This is a genomic window from Flavicella sediminum (genome assembly GCF_006381105.1).
Taxonomy (GTDB): Bacteria; Bacteroidota; Bacteroidia; order Flavobacteriales; family Flavobacteriaceae; genus Flavicella; species Flavicella sediminum.
Genome location: NZ_VDET01000002.1, coordinates 684,379 through 703,347 on the forward strand (window position 1 = coordinate 684,379; position 18,969 = coordinate 703,347).

General features: G+C 36.0%; 9 protein-coding genes. 5 read left to right on the plus strand and 4 right to left on the minus strand.

Annotated features, from left to right (window positions below; translation table 11 throughout):
- Positions 1-161: 161 nt before the first annotated feature.
- From FGM02_RS03380 to FGM02_RS03400, 5 genes are all read left to right on the plus strand, one after another.
- Positions 162-2,621, plus strand: a complete 2,460-nt coding sequence (locus FGM02_RS03380; RefSeq protein WP_139956910.1) for a glycoside hydrolase family 2 TIM barrel-domain containing protein — start codon at positions 162-164, stop codon at positions 2,619-2,621.
- Between the two features lie 6 nt (positions 2,622-2,627).
- Positions 2,628-5,903 (plus strand): VPS10 domain-containing protein, encoded by a 3,276-nt coding sequence (locus FGM02_RS03385; RefSeq protein ID WP_139956911.1) that lies wholly within the window; start codon positions 2,628-2,630, stop codon positions 5,901-5,903.
- Between the two features lie 5 nt (positions 5,904-5,908).
- Positions 5,909-6,622, plus strand: a complete 714-nt coding sequence (locus tag FGM02_RS03390; RefSeq protein WP_139956912.1) for a fibronectin type III domain-containing protein — start codon at positions 5,909-5,911, stop codon at positions 6,620-6,622.
- A 3-nt stretch (positions 6,623-6,625) separates the two neighbouring features.
- Positions 6,626-8,134: a sulfatase family protein gene (locus FGM02_RS03395; protein ID WP_139956913.1), complete on the plus strand. Its 1,509-nt coding sequence runs from the start codon at positions 6,626-6,628 to the stop codon at positions 8,132-8,134.
- 204 nt (positions 8,135-8,338) lie between these two features.
- Positions 8,339-9,856 (plus strand): FG-GAP repeat domain-containing protein, encoded by a 1,518-nt coding sequence (locus tag FGM02_RS03400; RefSeq protein ID WP_139956914.1) that lies wholly within the window; start codon positions 8,339-8,341, stop codon positions 9,854-9,856.
- Between the two features lie 67 nt (positions 9,857-9,923).
- On the opposite strand, the gene FGM02_RS03405 is transcribed toward FGM02_RS03400, so the two are convergent.
- From FGM02_RS03405 to FGM02_RS03420, 4 genes are all read right to left on the minus strand, one after another.
- Positions 9,924-11,378 (minus strand): sulfatase, encoded by a 1,455-nt coding sequence (locus tag FGM02_RS03405; protein WP_139956915.1) that lies wholly within the window; start codon positions 11,376-11,378, stop codon positions 9,924-9,926.
- 124 nt (positions 11,379-11,502) lie between these two features.
- Positions 11,503-13,962, minus strand: a complete 2,460-nt coding sequence (gene galB / locus FGM02_RS03410; protein WP_139956916.1) for a beta-galactosidase GalB — start codon at positions 13,960-13,962, stop codon at positions 11,503-11,505.
- Positions 13,963-13,992: 30 nt separating this feature from the next.
- Positions 13,993-15,534, minus strand: coding sequence for a sulfatase family protein (locus FGM02_RS03415; RefSeq protein WP_139956917.1), 1,542 nt, complete (start codon positions 15,532-15,534; stop codon positions 13,993-13,995).
- Between the two features lie 2 nt (positions 15,535-15,536).
- Positions 15,537-18,833, minus strand: coding sequence for a T9SS type A sorting domain-containing protein (locus FGM02_RS03420; protein ID WP_139956918.1), 3,297 nt, complete (start codon positions 18,831-18,833; stop codon positions 15,537-15,539).
- Positions 18,834-18,969 lie beyond the last annotated feature (136 nt).

Here is an 18,969-nt window from a genome sequence, read left to right on the forward strand (position 1 = left end):
AAATCTAAATACCAAACTTATCAATTTCACCTCATCTCCTTATTCTCTTTAAAGCAAAAGGATTATAAGCCATTTACTCTACTATTAAAAACATACGTGTCAATCATGTTTCAGCCTTTTTAAGATATTGCAGTAGTCAACAACACGCAAAAAAAATCATCATGAAATTCAATTCTGTCAAAGTGCTCTATTTTTTCTTCGCAGCTAGTATTCTACTTGTTTCTTGTAAAGACAAACCTATAGAAACCGCTAATTTGAATTTTAACAAAGGGTGGAAGTTTGTTCAAGAAGACATAAAGGAAGCCATTCTTCCAACCTATAACGATTCGAAATGGGAAACCGTGAATATACCTCATGACTGGAGTATCAAAGGTCCTTTTTCTAAAGAAAACCCCTCTTTTTCAAGAGGAGGATGGCTTCCTACAGGAAAATGCACCTACAGAAAAACCTTTGAGGTAAACGCAAACGAAGCCAACAACAAAGTTTTTATCTACTTCGATGGGGCATACAGAAATTCTGTGGTTTATATCAATGGACAAAAATTAGGTTACCGCCCTTTGGGTTATATTGGTTTTGAATATGACTTGACAAAACACATCAATTTTAACGGAACCAATGTACTTACCGTAACTTTGGACAATTCTGCACAACCAGGTTCTAGATGGTATACCGGAACAGGAATTTATAGAGATGTAACCTTAAAAATCAGAAATAAAACCTACATTCCAAACTGGAGTTTGTATGTAACCACCCCAGTTATTGAAAAAAATGAAGCTGTTGTCAATGCCGCTTTTCAAGTAAAAACTGAATGTGTAAATGCTCAACAAATTACCGTTGAAACAAACGTTATAAAAGACCATAAAATTGTAGCCACACAAAAACAAGAAATCGAAATTTTTCCGAATACAAAAAAAGAAATCTCTGTAGATCTAAAAATCCCCGAACCAACATTATGGGCTCCAGAAACACCAGAATTATATACCGTAGAAGTGGTGCTAAAAAATGGAGACTTGGTTATAGGAAAAGAAACTGTTAAAACAGGAATTCGAAAATTAGGCTACGACAAAGACAAAGGATTCTCTATAAATGGCATACAAACCAAACTAAAAGGTGTTTGTTTACACCATGCAGGTGGGCCTTTAGGATCTGCCGTTTACAGAAGAACCATTGAAAGACAATTAGAAATTTTAAGAGAAATGGGCTGTAATGCTGTAAGAACTTCTCACAACCCGTTTTCTACAGAATTTTTGGATATCTGTGATGAAATGGGCTTCTTAGTCATGAACGAAGTCTTTGACGAGTGGGAAATTGTAAAAAACCCAACTACCATTCAAAACGGAAAAAAAGTAAGAATTCCTGTAGACTACTATGCGGATATTTTTAAAGAATGGGCCGATAAAGATTTGACAGATTTTGTTTTAAGAGATAGAAATCATGCTTCTGTAATTATGTGGAGTATTGGGAATGAAATTGACCAAATGAAAACGGATGAAGGAATTCCGATTGCTAACAGACTACTTGATATTATTCACAAACTAGACAACCGACCTGTTACCAACGGATTAATTGGCTACGGATGGGATGCTTGGCCAAGCGAAGGTGCTGCTGAAACAAGTGATATTAGAGGCTACAACTACATCAAAGAAAATGGCTTGGATAGAGAAAACGAAATCGCTCCTCATGCCATGGGAATTGTTACTGAATGTGCTTCTGCCCAATCTTATTACCCCAGAGGTACATATGTGTACAACGAAGAAAAAAAGGCTTTTTGGGACAAATTAAATTACGAGCATAAAGATGCTTTTGACTGGGTGGAACAAAGAGAATTAATTGGATTTAGAGGTGTTCAAGCTTGGAAAGATATTAAAAATAGAGAAAATATTATGGGCCAATTTATTTGGACTGGGTGGGATTATCTAGGTGAAGTAATTCCTTACGGATGGCCAGCTAGATCTTCGTCCTTCGCTCCTATTGACTTATGTGGTTTCCCTAAAGATGGCTACTATTTTTACCAATCGCAATGGTCAAAAAAACCGATGGTTCATATTTTTCCGCATTGGAATCTAGAGGGTATGGAAGGAAAGGAAGTGACTGTTTACGCTTATACGAACGGAGATGCTGTTGAATTATTTCAAGATGGAAAATCATTAGGCACACAAACAAATAATACAAATGATGTGGAATACCAAAGTTGGAAAGTTACCTACAAACCAGGTTCTTTAAAGGCCATTGCCACCAAGAATGGAAAAAAATTCGCTGAAAAAGAAATTAAAACGGCTGGTAAAGCAGCTAAAATTAAATTATTTGTTAGAAGAACTTCTTTAAAAGCCAACGGAACAGACTTGGCTTATATTGAATGTACGGTATTAGATAAAGATGGAAATGTGGTTCCTAAAGCAGATAATTTAATAAAATTCAATATCGATGGGGAAGCTACTGTCATCGGTGTTGGTAACGGAGATAATTTCAACCACGATTCATTTCAGGCGAAAGAAAGAAAAGCTTTTAATGGAAAATGCTTGGCGATTATTAGAACCAATGAAATACCTGGAACTATAAAATTCACAGCATCTAGTAATGGACTTACTTCTGAAACCTTAGAATTTCATTCAACAAAATAAAAAGCTATGAAACTATTCGTACAACTTGTCTGTTTTTTATGCATCAACACAATTGCACAGGCACAACTAAACAGTAGTTATTTCCAAAAATTAAAAACTGAAAAAATTAGCTCTTCGGAAGAAATTACTTGGAATCAGTTTGGCCCAGGAATGGCGGGTTATTGTGAAGAATTTTGGTGCCACCCTACCGATGAAAACGTCATGTTTATGTCGCCTGACATGTACAATAGTTATGGAACTTGGGACAACGGACTTTCGTGGCACACTATTAAAGATTACGATGGAACAGGAAAAGACATGAGAAGAGTGCAATCCATCGTATTTTCTCATCAAAACCCTGATTTGGGCTACGCAATTGATGTCCGAGGAGAACTGTACAAAAGTATCGACAGAGGTCGTTCTTGGGAATTTATCAAAGACCTAGGTGGCAAACATGCTGAGCTAGCCGTAGACCCAACTAATGACAACAATTGGTATATTGGTGGAGGCGATTTTTGGAATGTAAAAGCAAACCATCGCAAACAAAATGATCTTTTGGGTTATGTCTATACATATTCCGATTATGGACAAGTTTTCAAAAGTACCGATCAAGGCAAGACTTGGAAAAAAATAAAATCAGGATTGCCTGCTACTTTAGATGTGGGTAGAATTATTGTGGACCCAAGAAATTCTAAGCATATTGTTATGGCGACCAATTCCGGGATTTATAGAAGTACAGACCAAGGAGAAACTTGGACTACAAGTCGCAACGGATTGCCAAACAACTCACCCCGAGATATGACTTCATATTTTGACGCGAACACCAAGGAGTATATTTTATATGTAATAGAACAAACATTTTATAGTGCTGATGGAAGTTCTGTAAAATCGACAGGAGGTGTTTACAAAAGTACAGATGGCGGTGTAAGCTGGACCAATGCTACTGGAAATTTGGGTATCGACTTGACCCAAGTAACGAATTACACCTCTACTTCTAAATATTGGAGGGCTATTGCATACTGGTTTGATATCAGTCAAACAGAAGCAAAAGCAACTTATCCAAATTATCCTACTCAAATACTTTCAGTTTTCAACAGAATAAAAGTCAACCCCTTAAATAAAAACGAAATATATTTATCACATAACGTAAAACACGATTATGCATTTGGACCTGGAGATGTTTGGAAAACAGAAGACGGGGGAGAAACTTGGTTTACAACAGCAAGATCAGGAAGCTATTGGAAGGATAAAAAAAATAATTCTTATTGGCAAAACAGAAACAATCCCAGTGGTGTAAACACAGAATTTGCGCATATTGAGCCCGAAAAACTAGACAGTGAAGAATATTATGGAAATCGTTTTTTACAGCTGAATTCAAAAGGGGAAGCTTTTATCTGCTTGGATCAACAAATAATGCGTTCTAACGACAAAGGTAGTTCTTGGCAACAAATAGACGACAATGAGACGGCTCCTGAAAGCAATGCATGGGTAGGTCGAGGAGGAAGTAACCTACCTGGAAGATTTATGTTGTTAGAAACAGGAATTAAAAACAGGCAATTATTTTGTAGTGGTGAACATGGCTTATGGCAGTCTGCCGACCTAGGTAGCTATCCCAATAAAAATGCGGTGGCTGTTAAACAAATAGAAGGGCAACTAAACACGAAAGGAGCTACCTCAATTGCAACTGTGGCAGTGCACCCAAACGATCCAAATATTATCTATTTTTTGACGTTTAGGCAAGATCAAAGGGGACAATTAAGAAAATCTACCGACGGAGGAAAAACCTGGTTCAATGTATCAAAACCTATTAATTTAACAGGAAATGAATCTAGCGATCATGTTTTTCAATATTCTTTAACTATAGATTATGACAACCCTAACAATATGTATTTCTGTGTAATTTCCAATAGAATAGCGGAAGTGAGCGGATCACATACCATTCCAGGTTTTAACGATTTTGGTGTTTATAGAAGTCAGGATGGTGGTTTAACTTGGTCTATAGAAAATACTGGATTGCCCAATAATGCAAGTGTGCGCAGACTAAAAATGGATACCGACAATCCCAATATTTTATATGCTGCTTTAAACAAAGGAACCGATGGAGCTAATGGGGGGTTGTACAAAACAACAAACAAGGGTAACCAATGGACAAAAATGAATATCCCTTCAAGCATTAAAGCCGTAAATAATGTTTTTGTAGATAGAAATAACAAATACATCTATATTTCCTGCGGAACAGAAGAGGGCAGTTTTAATGAAGGTGGTGTTTGGAGAAGTAAAGATGAAGGCTCAAGCTGGGAAAAAATATTTGACATGCCTTATGTTTGGCAAACAGAAACTTCTCCCGTAAATCCAAATATTATTACGGTCAACGTTCCTCTTCAACATGAAAACAAAGGCGCAACAACTTTCAACCCTGGAGCTTATATTTCTAGAGATGGCGGCTTGACTTGGATAAAAGCCAATAAAAACCTTGGACAACCAGATACAATTACGGACTTAAAACCGGATCCTTATACAGAAGGTGTTTATTGGGTAGCCCTCAAAGGTAGTGGTTGGGCAAAAGGCATCATAGCTGCCGACTTAAAAACACCTAAGGACACCTTTATTATTAAAACCACAGCGGCAACTTGCGTAGACAGTGCTAATGGAATTCTTGCTATTTCCACAGAGTCGAATACCCTATACAAGGCAACTTTAACAGGAAGTAACTTCAACAAAAGTTTTGATTTTTCTATGAACGTTACCACTGAAAACTTAAAACCTGGAAATTATCAATTAAAAATAGAAAATCCGAATGACCCGAATTTCGAAGAAAATTACGGCTTGGTCATTTCAGCACCTGATATCCTCGGCATGACTTCAAAAATAAATCCTTATAAACATGAAGTTCAACTGCATGTATCCGGAAGTAAAAATTATACAATTCTTTTAAATGATGACCTATACCACAGCTCTTCTTCTAGCTATTCTTTGCCATTGCACTATGGAATCAACAATTTAAAAATTACTTCAGAAAAGGAATGTCAAGGAATACTTGAAGAAACGTTTTTTATAAAAAGCACTATTTCTAGCTATCCAAATCCTTTTAAAAACCAATTAATTCTAGATTTTAGCTTCGATAACAGTACAGAAGCTATGGTGACAATTTTTACAACAATGGGCAGCTTAGCGTACCAGCAAAAAAAAGAGATCATTGATCATAAACTTCTTCTAAACACAGAATTTTTATCCAAAGGAAGTTATATTCTTTCAGTTAACACAAAATTGACTTCTGAAAAAACAACCATATTCAAAAATTAAAACCTATGATTATCAAACTACTAAAATCAATCCTTTATGCAATCATAGTCCTCTTAACAACCATCAATTGCGGTGGTGATGAGGCTACAGAAGATTCGCCTAAAACAATTACACCACCAAGTGCAGCCTTACTTGTCAGCCCCGCCAAAGATGAATCTTGCAACCAAGGAAATTCCATATCTGACACAAAAAGCACAGTTAGTTTCCAATGGAATACTTCCAATGACACGGACAAATACACCATCCAGGTTAAAAATTTAGAGAACGATCAAATTCAAGAAAAAACAACGACAGAAAACAATAGTAGTTTTGATTTAAACAAGGGAACTTCTTATGAATGGCATGTTATTTCCCTATCAAACGAAATAGACGAAACCGAAACAAGTGAAAAATGGACCTTTTTTAACGCTGCTTCTGGAGTTGAAAATCATGTTCCTTACGCCGCAGTAGTCATATTTCCTACAAATGACGCAACTATAGATACAACTACTGTTTCACTAGAATGGCAAGGACAGGATTTAGATAATGATATTGAATCCTACACAATATACCTAGATACAGACGATACTCCTAACTTAATAAACAGCACAACAAGTGAGATGCATACTTCTGAAATTACGTTAAATGCAAATACTACCTATTATTGGAAAGTGCATACAAAAGATACAGCAGGCAATATTTCTATTTCGTCCATTTTTAAATTTACAACAGGTTCTTAACATATGAATTTCACTAAAATACTACTCGTTGCCAGCCTTTGTTTGGCCAATTTTCAATTAGTTGCACAAGAGCGACCTAACATCGTTGTTATTCTAGCCGATGATATTGGCTTAGGCGATATTTCTTATTATCGAAAACAACATAATGGTAAAATTATTGTCGAGACCCCTACCCTAGATCAATTAGCTAAAAACGGAATGGTATTTACAGATGCCCACGCACCCGCTGCTTTATGCGCTCCTTCAAGATACGCAATTATGACAGGAACACATTGCTTTAGAAGTCCTGCTCCTTGGGGAGTTTGGGGATCCTACCAAGAATCTCCGATTCACAAAAATCAATTGACACTTGGAAAAATCATGAAACAAGCCGGCTACAAAACGGGGTTCTTTGGAAAGTGGCATATTGGAGGAGATTACAAACGAAAAAGCAATCCATCTGAGATCTATAGATCTGCAAGAAAAAAACCAGAATTAGATGTAGACATTCGCCAAATAGTTGGTGGTGGCCCTCAACAAAACGGTTTTGATTATAGTTTTACTTTTCCTGCCGGAATACAAGATGTTCCTTATGCCGTTTTTGAAAATGGTACTATGATGCCTTTGCATAAAGATTCTAAAATTACCCATATCACTTATGAGGCCATGAAAAAAATAGGTGTAAAATTAGACAAAGATGATGGCTTAGGAGATTCTCATTGGAATCCACATGACATGGGGCCCTTATTAGTAAAAAAAGCCGTGCAGTTTATTGAAGACAACAGCCATAAGAAAGCTCCTTTTTTCATGTATTATTGTTCTCAGGCCGTACACAAACCACATACACCATCAAAAATATTAAATGGTAAAAAAATTGCTGGGACAACCCCTTCCAAACATTTAGATATGGTAAAGGAAATGGATGTGCAAATGGAAATGCTTGTTGAAAGTTTAAAAGAAAAAGGCATTTTTGAAAACACATTATTCATTTTCACTTCAGATAATGGAGGTTTACAAATAAAAGAAAGCATGCAGTCGGGACATCGATCTAGCGATATTTATAGAGGAGGAAAAAATCAAGCTTATGAAGGAGGGACAAGAGTTCCTTTTATTGCCCATTGGCCTACTAAAATTAAAAAACGAAGCACATCAGAAATCCCTGTTCTAGGTTTGGATATTTTAGCGACTGTAGCGGAAGTGGCAGGCCAACCTATTGAAGAAAAACAGGCCATGGATTCTTCTAGTATGTTGTCTATTTTGTTAAATGAAAGCGATAAAAACCTACATCCTTTTTTAATAACACAAGCAGGAACGAGCAGACAAGTTATGATTACAGAAGACCATTGGAAATTGATTATTCAATTGGATAAAAAAGATAAAACAGACAAAACCAGAACACCTTCAGAATTGTATAACTTAAAAGACAATCCTACCGAAAACAAAAGCAAAAATCTTGTCAATAATCCTAAACACAGAAACAAGGTGCTGTATTTATTCAACAAATACAATAAATACAGAGACCTTGAACTCTAAAACTCGATTAGCTTCTGTGAATTAAAAAATTAGTCTCTAAATTTATCCGTCTTTTAAAATATTTCTTTTAAGAGGCGGATATTGATATTCTATCCTATTTTTTAAATTAAAAAACGGGGGTACAATACTAGGAAATTTAATCATTGGTAGTATCTAGAGCTTATTAAAAGACATGAAAAAAAATACGTATACCTAATCTCCTTATTGTGTTCTAGCTTTTTCTTATCGGCTTGTTCTGATTCTAAAAAGAACACTCCATTCAAGGACACCAAAACAATCAAAAAAATTGACGGAGAAGCACTTGCCAAAACTCATTGTGCACGTTGTCATGAATTTCCTGAACCCCATGTTTTACCAAAAGCTTATTGGGAAGAAGTATTACCCGTAATGGGTTTATACCTGCATAAACAAGAAAAATTGATCTCAGCAAACCTCAACAACCCGATTGCAAAAAAAAGACTAACCGAAGCTCGAATTTATCCTGAAACACAGATATTAAATGATGAAGAATGGAAAGCAATTACGAATTATTATTCAAAAAATTCTCCTGAGCATACAATGCCAGAACTGTTGCCTAAATTCGAAATAGGCATACCTCATTTTGAAACTAAAATTTTACCTTGGAAACACACTGGTGATGGTCTAACCTACTTAAACTTTAAAAACGGAAACTACCAACTAGGCTATAATTCAGAACAAACGAGTCATTATATTGTTACAGATACAACCGGCCAAGAAATCCAAAATTTCCAGATTCCTTATCCATTAGTAAAGAGTATTACTAAAGGAAAAATAGAATTGCTTTTACTTATGGGACCATTAGCAAGCGTTGATGACCCCAAAGGTCAGATTTTAATAAAGAAAGACACGCTTTACGATTTTATCTCAGCACTTGAACGACCTGCTGATTTTGTTATTAAAGATTTTAATAATGATGGCTCTGATGACCTTTTAGTAGCTGAGTTTGGCAAGAATTTAGGAGGCATCAATATCTACACAACACGCGGAGAAAATTCAAAAAACAATGTCCATTCAAAACCTGGTGCTGTTAAGTTTGAATTAAGAGATGTTAACAATGATGGCTTAGAAGATTTCTATGTACTAATTTCTCAAGAGGATGAAAGTATTTACTTATTTTTAAATGAAGGCGACTTTAAATTCACTAAAAAAAAGCTTCTCAGCTTGCCTCCCTATTATGGAACGACACATTTTGAACTATTAGATTTTGATAAGGATGGTGACGAGGATATTATTTGTTCTAGTGGAGACAATGGCGACTTTACAAGTGTTGTAAAACCTTTTCATGGTATTAGACTTTTTGAAAACTTAGGCAAGAATCAGTACAAACAAGCTTGGTTTCACAAGCAAGTAGGCGCATACGGAACGGCTTGTGCAGACTATGACAATGACGGAGATATTGACATTGCTTCTATAGGCTATTACGCTTCCTTATATAATGCCAATCAAGAAAGCTTTTTATATTTTGAAAACCAAGGTCAAAACACCACCGAAAAATGGAATTTTAAAACACATACGCTTCCCAATGTAAAAAATAGTTGTTTTATGCTAATTACCTCTGCGGATATTGACAACGACGGAGATTTGGATATTTTACTAGGCAGTAATTCTTATATTTATACTTCCGATAAAAAACAAGCTATCTCTAAAAAATGGCAAGAACAAGGTGGCTTAGTTACTATTTTAAAGAATACGCATAAATAATTCTAGGTAAACATCGTTTCCATTATTTTTCAATGGAACAACCAAGCAACTAATTTGACCGAAGCATTTAAATTTTAAATCCTTCGGTTAGTTTTTTTCTTTTTGATATTTTCTTTTTCTTGAGCTGTTTTTCAGCTTTAGTAGTATCATAATTGGGATTGACTTCCATCATTTGTGCCCCTACAGAAACTCTCCACTTTTTTAGCTTTTTAAGTAAGGACTTAGCTTTTGAACTTTCCGTAGCTGCTAAATTATTCGATTCAAAGGGGTCGTCTTTCAAGTTGTACAATTCTAAATTCCCTTCCTCAAAAAATTCAATTAGCTTCCAATCACCATCTAAAATAGCGCCATAGGGTTTGGTTCTATGATAGTGTGGATAATGCCAATACAAGGTTTTTCTTTTTAATTCCTTCCTCTTTCCTGTCAAAAGCGGCAACATGCTGACACCATCCATATGTTGTTTTTTTCGCAATTTCAATCCAGCCAAATCCAACATCGTAGGATAAAAATCTGTTCCCATTACTTTTTCCTTACAAACAGTACCTGCTTTAATTTTGTTTGGCCATTTTACTAAAAAAGGTTCTCTTGTACCTCCTTCATGAGAAAAACCTTTAAAGCCCTTTAAACCATTTGTTGTTTCGTCATAATTACCACCATTATCACCCGTTAATATAACTACCGTATTGTCATCAATTCCCAAGTCTTGCAATTTAGCCATCAACCTACCCACACTCACGTCTAGTTTCTCCACCATTCCAGCCCTTGCCGGATCCATATATTCATTTTTTGAATTGGTAAATGTTTTTGCTTTTTGTTTGTATTTCTTCACCAATTCTGGCGGTGCCATGACAGGTCCATGTATTGTATAGTAAGAAAAATAAAGTAAAAATGGGTTTTGCTTGTTGATGGTATCTAAAATAGAAACAGCAGCATCGGTTAATTTATCTGTTAAAAAATCTCCTGGTTTTCCATTGTCTAAATTAGGCATATCAAAAGGAGAAAAATACTTTCCTGGTCCTTTTGGTGCTCCCCATTCTCTACCACCAATATTCACATCAAACCCATGATTTGTAGGATAGTGCTCCTCAAAATCTGCTTGTCCTTCTGGCATTAAATGCCATTTCCCTAGAAAGGCAGTATTGTAGCCTTCTTCCTTTAGAGCTTCAGGCAACAAGACTTCTTTTGGGCCCATTTTCATTTTCCAATCGGGCACTTTTAATTTAGCGTATGGATATTTATGACCGTCAATCCAATCCGTTAGCTGTAAACGAGCCGGATATTTTCCTGTAAGAATGGCGGCTCTACTAGGAGAACAGACTGTACAAGCGGCATATGCGTTGGTAAACAACATTCCTTCACTTGCTAGTTTATCAATATTTGGAGTTTCATTAAAGCTTGCACCATAGCAACCAAAATCGCCCCAACCTAAATCGTCTACCAAAAGAAAAACAAAATTTGGTTTTTCAGTTTGTGCAAAAAACAATGAGGGCAACATCAATAGTCCAAGTAGTATTCTCTTCATATAAATTCAATTTGTTTAAAATAATTTCGCAATAAATGTATGCTATTTAAATTTACTAAAAAAAGGGACTCCAAAAATGAAGTCCCTTTTTAACAAACACTAATTCAATTTTACTTTTCTAATACTATTTTGTTAAAACCACTACGCTAGCACTTTTTAAGCCCTTTGATTTGGCCGTTAATTTTATTTTTCCACCTTTTTTAGAAGACTTTAAAATTGCCAAACACATACCACTAAAAGCTTTTCTATGATTTGCTTGAAAAGACTCCAAACTAATCTGATTCCCATTATCTACCGCTTCTAAGTTCCCTTCACCTCTCACGGAAAAGTTCACTAAGTTTTCAGCATTCGGACATAAATTTCCGTTTTTATCTTCAATTCTAACGGTCACATAAGCTAAATCAGAACCATCTGCCTGAATCTCTTTTCTATCTACTGACAATGTTACTTTTGCTGGTTTTTCTGCTGTGAAAATTTGTTCTTCCTGAACCGCTTTTCCATTTTTATAACCAACAACTTTGATATTTCCTGCTGCATAAGGAACGTCCCAAGAAAGTCGGTATTTTGATTGAAAAGTTTCACCTTCATAACGCATAAACTTTACAATCAATTCTGTTAAGTCTTTTCCTTTTACCTTTTTCCCCATCGATTTTCCATTCACAAACAATTCAGCTGAATCGCAGTTTGTATAACAGTACACAGGAATTGTTTTACCTTCCATACCTTTCCAATTCCAATGTGGCAACAAGTGAATCATCGGCTTTGTTGTCCAATGACTTTGGTACAAATAGAAACGGTCTTTCGGGAAACCACACAAATCAACTGCCCCGAAATAAGAACTATGAGAAGGCCAATCTCCATTCCAATACCCATTGGTCGAATTGTCTTTCCCTCCGTATGGGGTAGGTTCGCCTAAATAATCAAAACCTGTCCAAATAAATTCTCCCATCATATTTGGATTTTTTTCTTGAAAATGAAATTCAACATCTGGAGGATAAGCCCAAGGTGGTCCTATCAAATCGTAGCTACTTACATGCTTAGAGGGATGTGTTTTGTATTTTTCAATAGGCAAATGATATACTCCACGACTACTAGTACAACTTGACGTTTCAGAACCATAAAATGGTAAGCCTGGATAATCAGAAATCAACTCACCATACTTTGTAGGTTTGTAATTGATCCCTGCAATATCTACTTGCTGTGCAAAATTCAATTTATAAGGTGCAGGAAAATTATTCATTCCTACCGTTGTTGGGCGAGATGGATCGATTTCTTTGCACGCGTCATGTAACATTTTTGCTACTTTCCAACCGTTCTTTTTATCATGCTGTTCATGAATTTCATTCCCAGTACTCCACATAATTACTGAAGGATGATTTCTATCTCTACGAATCATGTCTTGAATATCTCTTTTAGCCCAATCGTTAAAATATAGATTGTAGCCGTTTGGAACTTTAGGCTCTTTCCAAACATCAAACGCTTCATCTAAAACTAACAAACCTAGCTCATCACACAATTCTAAAAACACTCTAGAAGGTGGGTTGTGACTTGTACGAATGGCATTTACACCCATTTCTTTCATAATCTCTAGCTTTCTTTGGTCAGCTCTTCTATAAATAGCAGCTCCTAAGGCGCCATTATCATGGTGTAAACAAACACCATTAAATCGAACTTTTTTACCATTTAAGAAAAATCCTTCTGTAGTATAAGCAATGGAACGTAATCCAATTCGAGACTCAAAAGTATCTACTACTTTTCCATTTTGGCTTACTGTAGTCACTACTTTGTATAAATTTGGTGTTGCAGTATCCCATCGCATAGGATTTTCAATATTGCACCAAACAGCAGAAACTTTCTTTGAATTGGCTGCTATTTTGATTTTATCTTCTGTTTTTGCCGCTACTCTTCCATCAGGAGAAATATATTCATGCTGAACGGTAGCTTCCACTTCTTTGTTCGATTTATTTTCAATGGTTGTTTCGTTTTGAACCACAGCAATTTTTTCCGTTACTGTTGGCGTAGTAATATAGGTTCCCCACATCGGCACATGCACAGTTTCGTCCACTTTTAACCAAACTGAGCGGTACAAACCAGCACCTGGATACCATCTAGAAGACAAATCTTGCGGACGTAAACGAACCGCAATTACATTATTTGAACCATCGTATTTTAAGAACTTACTGATATCAAATTCAAATCCGATATATCCATAAGGACGATTTCCTACAAAATTTCCATTTACCCAAACATGAGCATCGTACATGGCTCCTTCGAATTCTACACGAACAACTTTTCCTTCTGCTTCTTTGTTCATGGCAAAATTCTTACGATACCAACCTGTTCCATGAAAAGGAAGTCCACCACAACGGGCATTGTATTTTTCATCAAAAGGCCCTTCAATTGCCCAATCATGAGGCAAATCTAATTTTCTCCATTTTGACACATCAAAACTTGGTTTTTCTGCACCATCTGCTTCGGCATTGTAGAACTGCCAGGAAGCATCAAAATTTACGGTTTGTGCATTTGTTGTAAAACAACTAAACGCAATCAGTGCGACTAGGCACCTAAAAAAATTACTTCTCATACTTTACTTTTCTATTTATTAACTGTTTCATTAAATGTGACTTCCGGTAACAACTTTACTGTCTCTAGTTTCATTGTATTTACGCAACAAATACGCTACTTTTTTTCTATATTTCTTAACTGCAACATAATTGAATCTTTCATCCTCTGTATCATTCGTTTTTAAATTGAACAATGCAATCGGAGTTCTTTTCATATTAGTCTTGTCCTTTTTATCAATTTGAATAATTAGTTTCCAATCCTTTTCAATAATCACCACTTCTCTTTGAGAACCGCCTTGAATCAGGATGTGACCACGTGTATGTTTTTTTTCTTTATTTGTAAATAAGGGTACTAAATTATAGGAATCCATTGCTTCATTTTCTGCTAATTTTGAGTTTGCAACGGCTGCAATGGTAGCTAAAATATCAGTTCCTAAAATAGGTGTATTATTATTTTGTCCTTCTTTTATTTGCTTTGGCCAAGAAGCTATAAAAGGCACTCGATGTCCACCTTCATAAGGATCGTTTTTGCAACCTCTGTAAATATCACTTGGATAATGATGAGCATTCCAAGAATCACCATCGGTATGTAAGCCCCCATTATCTGACGTAAAAATCAACAATGTATTGTCATAAACACCTTGCTTTTTTAATTCTTTTACCAACATACCTACTTGAACATCTAATTCTTTGATCATATCCATATGACGAGAAGGTGTTGTTCCTGCTATTTTTACACCATCCAATTCTGCTGCTGCAAGATGCGGTGTATGCACAGCTTGTGAGCAATAATACATAAAAAATGGGTTTTCCTTTTTCGCATTGTTGGCAATAAATTCCACAGCTTTATTTGCCAATATGGGGCCTATTTCTGAAGGCTGCCAATTAGAATCACCCAAGCCTTCTTTTTTATCCAAAACAGCACCAATACTTTCCATATAGACCTTATCAATCAAGGCAATTTCAGATGATTTTTTCAAAGGCAACCATTGGTCATTTTCATAAATGGCATACGGCTCATTTTGAATTCCTGAAGGCAAGGTTACACTGTAATCGAAACCACTTTGTTTAGGACCAAAATCCTTAATTTTAGTGATATCTATATTCAAACTTGTTTTATTTCTAGTCGCAGCAAACAGTTCATTTGGATCACTTTTTTTGGCGAAACTTGTTCCCAAATGCCATTTTCCTATAAATGCTGTATGGTAATTTGCCTTCTTCATAACTCTACCAAGCGTTGGTTGTTCCTTAGAAATTACTGACTGTGCATAACCAGACCAAACACCCCAAGGCAATGGACTTCTATAATTATTATTCCCTGTCATGATAGAATAACGAGAAGTTGCACATAAGGCGGCAGGAGCGTGTGCACTTGTAAAATACATTCCTTCGCTTGCCAATTTATCAATATTCGGAGTTTCTAAAACAACTTTTCCTTTGTGTAAACGGCGATAATGAGAAATATCTCCTACCCCAATATCATCTGCTAACACCACAATGACATTTGGTTTTGAATTTTCTTTTGATTGCGATTTTACAGTTGTTGAAGCAATTACTAAAACAAATATTGCTATTATTTTTAATGAGTTCATAGTTACTTTTTTACGAATTTGCCCGTGTTAATTTTATTTTCTGAATGAATGCGATAAAAATAAATTCCAGACTTTAAGGCAGAAATAGTAATTCCTTCTTTCTTATAAAGAGCTGTCATTAAAAGTTTGCCTTCTAAAGAATAAATTTGAAGATCTGAACTTTTTTCAATTCCTGAAATTTTTAATAAATCAGAAACAGGATTTGGATAAACACGTATTTCATTATTCTCCGAAAGAATTGTAGGAACCGCTAAGTTGGCAGAAGGGTCCATGGCCATATACCACCCACTTCCTCTAGTTGAAGCATAATATTTCCCAGGTACCGTATAATCTATGGCAATATCATTTACTCTATCCGACTGGCCGTTTCCTTTGTTAAACTTCACCCATGTTTCACCTCCATCTTTCGACAAATAGGTTCCTGCATTTCTAAAAGAAACTTGCGCATTTGGCAAGGTTGAAACCATAATAATCGCAGCATCGTGTTTCGCAACCTCCACACGGTTTGTCCAAGGATAATCAAATATTTTAGTCCATGAAGCTAATTGATCATCGCTCACCCATAAACCTCCACTATCCGCAGATTCATTTTTAAAACCCGCTGTAATATATACTTTTCCATCCACCCCAAAGTGAATGTCATTAATTCCTGATGCACCAGAAATACTTGTTGTAGAAGCGACTTCGCTCCATGTCTCACCTTTGTTTATGGACTTAAACAAACCACCATTATCACCAATAACGGTAGCATATAAAACACTTGAATTATTCGGGTCCATCACCAATCTAGAAACATCTAAAGAAGCCGGTAAGCCTGTATTTGGTTCTGTCCAAGTAACACCACCATCAGTAGATTTATGAATTCCATATCCAGTAACACTATCGCCCACCCATTCTAGTTTTAAAGTAGAACGTGGAACACAGAAGTACATCGTATTTGGATTGTCTTTATCAATTTGTAAACTCAATTGATGCACGGCTTGATCACCACCTCCTAAAACGGGCCAAGGAGTTGGAATTGGTGTACCTATACTCGTCCATGTTGCACCGCTATTTGTAGATTTTAAAATTTGTCCTCTTTTTTCTTGTCTAAAAAATGTTGCATACCAAATAGTTGGATCTGTGGGATGAACAACCACTGAACTTACCGAATGCTCTCCCCCTGTTATGTCAATTACTTGTGCTCCTTGAGCGCCTGCTCTGATACTTTCACCTTCATTATTTGTAAGCCACAAACTGTTCTCGCCAGAAGGACAAAATACTTTGTTTGGCAATAAAGGTGACTGATAAAAACCATGGCCTGGCACATTGCTATTTCCTGCTCCCACCCAACTGTCATTACTTGCGGTAGCTTCATCATCAATATCTAACCAAGTGCTTCCTTTGTCGTACGACACAAATCCTATTTTGGCCATTTGCGTATACAAGACCGAGCCATCAGCGCTAAATCGAACAAAATTACAGCCCTTACGTTCGTAATCATCTCTATTTACCCAATCACTTTTATACTTCATAGTAATATTTGTCCCCATCGGATTGTTTTTTTGGGTCACCCAATAAGCATCATCCTTTCCATTGTTCCAATTTTTTCCATTTCTGAGGGTAACAAACCAGCTAGTTCCTCCATTTGTAGTCCGCCAAATTTGTCCGGGTCTAAAATTATTTTCAGAAGCATTGGAATAGTTATTTACCAAATAGATATTATTCACATCAAACGGATCTACCGTAATCAGATTAAAACGAGAACTAATATTTGTTGGTAAAGTTGGATAGGTTGTTTGCGCCTCTTCCCAAGAACTCAAACCAAAATAATGTGCTATAGATTGGTAATAATCTTTCTTTATGTTGTAATTATCTGAAAAATAGGACAAGTCAACACCAAGATTTCCATCAATATTTGTCCAAGTTTCCCCTTTGTCGGTACTTTTAAAAACACCCCCTTCATCATCTTCAACAGTAGTGCCATTAGCTTTCCAAGTGATATTACTCAAAGCATATATTGTGACAACATCCGTTGAAGTATCATGGTGTATATCCATAGAACGAATCATGTCATGATCTATTCCATTTGACTTTAAACTCCAAGTTGAGCCGCCATTTATACTTTTATAAAAACCATAATTGGTACCTGCATACACAATTGAAGAATTTACTGGGTCTACACGAATGGTTTCTACCTCTGCATTTGAATGAATTCCCGAACTAGTCAAAGTCCAATTCAAGCCTTTATCCGTACTTTTCCAAATTTTACCCTGACTATTTACATCGACCTGTGTTCCTTTCGGAGCAGATTGAGGATACAACAGACGTCCATAATCACGCATTCTTCCGGCTCCTAAAAACCAAATATTTTCATTTTGTGGATCTACTGAAACACAAGCCAAATAAGAATTCCCTATGACATTTTGAGTAGCAGTTTGTCTGGCCCAAGTTTTTCCTTTATCGGTTGAAAAAAACAAATCTCCTTTCTTTTTTCCTGTCATAAAACCATAATCGGCGTCCTGTCTCGAAAAATCAACTGAATACATTTCAATAGCACCTCTATAGTCAGAATGATAAGATGGTGCGTCTTCATTTAAAATAGTTTCATAGGTAAATCCTTTATCTGTAGACCTGTAAGAATTTCCCATATTGGGACTTGTAAAAACAATATTCGCATCAGTTGGATGGGTATAGAAACAGGTATTATTCCCACTCATTCCTGGACCAAACTGCACCCATTTTATGCTTTCATCAGAAGCGATGTCTTTAGATTTGATATCTACAAAAAAACCAGTTTCTGGAACCATTTCTTCTATGACATAATCATCAAAATAGAATTCACCTGAACCATCATCATTTGGTCGCATAGAAAATAACACATAGCCACCCGTACTATTTTCAGCAGCCGTAAAAACCGTAGAATATTTGACCCAGTTTGTACTAGACAAGGTCATATTTATGTGTCCTATTTTTGTACCTGAATTATTAAAAATTTTTATGTTCGGCTCATTATTTGTGCCAATGCTAAGCGCTTTGTAGTAAAATGAAATGGTATAAGCAACACCGTCTTTCCATTCAATATTTTTTGGAGTCCATAAATTCCCTTTTTGCCCCGTAGCAGTAAACTTCATATGCAAGCCATTCGTACCTTGATTTTTTGCCGCAGTTTTTATTTCGAAGTTAGCCAATCCTGATCCGCTAGTTGCGGCATCCCAATCTGTTGCCAAACTATTCTCAAAACCACTGGTAAAAACTTGTGCCATTCCTAAGCTAGGAAAAACGAACAGTAATACTATTTTATATAATTGTAGTTTCATTTGCTTCGGTTAATAGTTTTGAATGTCCCTTAAACATACAGCACAAATTTACTCCTAAGCAACAATTCAACTTTAAACAAATGATTTTGTTTGTGTAGTATATGTGTTTTTTGAAGAAACACATGAACAAAACAAC

Excerpts from the sequence above, each read along its gene's own strand:
- FGM02_RS03380 (WP_139956910.1), top strand. The coding sequence starts at position 162 with ATGAAATTCAATTCTGTCAAAGTGCTCTATTTTTTCTTCGCAGCTAGT.
- FGM02_RS03385 (WP_139956911.1), top strand. The coding sequence starts at position 2,628 with ATGAAACTATTCGTACAACTTGTCTGTTTTTTATGCATCAACACAATT.
- FGM02_RS03390 (WP_139956912.1), top strand. The coding sequence starts at position 5,909 with ATGATTATCAAACTACTAAAATCAATCCTTTATGCAATCATAGTCCTC.
- FGM02_RS03395 (WP_139956913.1), top strand. The coding sequence starts at position 6,626 with ATGAATTTCACTAAAATACTACTCGTTGCCAGCCTTTGTTTGGCCAAT.
- FGM02_RS03405 (WP_139956915.1), bottom strand. The coding sequence starts at position 11,378 with ATGAAGAGAATACTACTTGGACTATTGATGTTGCCCTCATTGTTTTTT.
- galB (WP_139956916.1), bottom strand. The coding sequence starts at position 13,962 with ATGAGAAGTAATTTTTTTAGGTGCCTAGTCGCACTGATTGCGTTTAGT.
- FGM02_RS03415 (WP_139956917.1), bottom strand. The coding sequence starts at position 15,534 with ATGAACTCATTAAAAATAATAGCAATATTTGTTTTAGTAATTGCTTCA.
- FGM02_RS03420 (WP_139956918.1), bottom strand. The coding sequence starts at position 18,833 with ATGAAACTACAATTATATAAAATAGTATTACTGTTCGTTTTTCCTAGC.